At 64.2% G+C, this 1,541-nt stretch carries 2 protein-coding genes; both read left to right on the top strand.

The annotated features are described in order from the left end of the window. Window positions 1-770 (top strand): class I SAM-dependent methyltransferase (locus tag WBG56_RS03110; protein WP_424265155.1); only part of this gene is annotated, 770 nt, incomplete at its 5' end. Beyond that, on the top strand, window positions 767-1,541 hold a 775-nt coding region (locus WBG56_RS03105; RefSeq protein ID WP_424265153.1), incomplete at its 3' end, for a DegT/DnrJ/EryC1/StrS family aminotransferase. The genes WBG56_RS03110 and WBG56_RS03105, both read left to right, overlap by 4 nt.

Here is a 1,541-nt window from a genome sequence, read left to right as displayed (position 1 = left end):
GCCGCCGGTTGGCCGGCGAGGGCCGGCAGGCCGATCTGATCGCGGGCAACAACGTCTATGCGCACGTGCCCGACATCAATGACTTCACGCGCGGCCTGGCGGCGGCCTTGAAGCCCGAGGGCACGATCACGCTGGAGTTCCCGCACCTGCTGCGCCTGATCCAGAACAACCAGTTCGATACGGTCTACCACGAACATTTCTCGTATCTGTCGATCCACGCCGTGCGGCGGATCTTCGAGGCTGCGGGCTTGCGGATCTACGACATCGAAGAGCTGCCCACGCATGGTGGCAGCGTGCGGGTCTACGGCTGCCATACGGCGGCGGCCATGGAGCAGCGGCCCGACGTCGAGCGCGTGCTGCGTCTGGAGGTCGAGGGCGGTTTGCTGGACCTGTCCACCTACCAGGCCTTTCAGGCACGCGCCGACCGGGTCAAAAACGAGCTGCTGGCCTTCTTGCTGGAGCAAAAGCGCCAGGGCAAGACCGTGGCGGCCTATGGCGCGGCGGCCAAGGGCAATACCTTGCTGAACTATGCGGGTGTGAAACCCGACCTGCTGCCGTTCGTGTGCGATGCGGCAGCGGCCAAGCAGGGCAAGTACCTGCCGGGCAGCCACATTCCGATCCTGGCGCCCCAGGCGCTAGCCGTGCAGCGGCCCGATTATGTGTTGATCCTGCCTTGGAACATCGCGGCCGAGGTTCGGGAGCAGAACCGGCATCTGGCCGATCAGGGGACGCGCTTCGTGACGGCAGTGCCGCAGCTGGAGATCATGTGAAATCCCGTATCCACTACACCAAGCCGTCGATCACCGAGCTGGAAGTACGCTACGCGACCGATGCGGCCGCCAACGGCTGGGGTGATCGATGCTACGAATACATCGGCCGATTCGAGCAGTCGTTCAAGACGCACCTGGGCGCCGAATTCGCCCTTGCCACGTCGAGCTGCACGGGCGCCCTGCACCTGGGGATGGCGGCGCTGGGCATCGGGCCGGGCGACGAAGTCATCATGGCCGACACCAACTGGATCGCCACCGCCTCACCCATTGTGCACCTGGGCGCCACGCCCGTCTTCGTGGACATCCTGCCTGACACTTGGTGTCTGGATCCGGCCAGGGTCGAGGCAGCTATCTCGGCGCGCACGAAAGCCATCGTGGCGGTGCACCTGTATGGCAATCTATGCGATATGGATGCGCTGCTGGCCATCGGCGCGCGTCACGGAATTCCCGTCATCGAGGATGCCGCCGAGGCGATCGGCTCGGTCTATCACGGCAAAGGGGCGGGCACGATGGGGGCTTTCGCCTCGTTCTCCTTTCACGGCTCCAAGACCATGACCACGGGCGAGGGGGGCATGTTCATCACCCGGGATGCCGATTTGTACGAACGGGTTCTGACCTTGAGCAATCATGGCCGCGCCAGGGGGCAGACGAAGCAGTTCTGGCCGGACGCGGTGGGATACAAATACAAGTTGTCCAATATCCAGGCGGCGATCGGCTGCGCCCAGATGGAGCGGATTGATGTGCTGATCGAGCGCAAGCGGGAAATCCTGG

Origin of the sequence: Castellaniella sp. (genome assembly GCF_049671645.1) — a bacterium.
GTDB lineage: Bacteria > Pseudomonadota > Gammaproteobacteria > Burkholderiales > Burkholderiaceae_B > Castellaniella.
The sequence above is the reverse complement of the archived record's forward strand: the minus strand, read 5'-3'. Positions and strand labels throughout refer to the sequence as shown.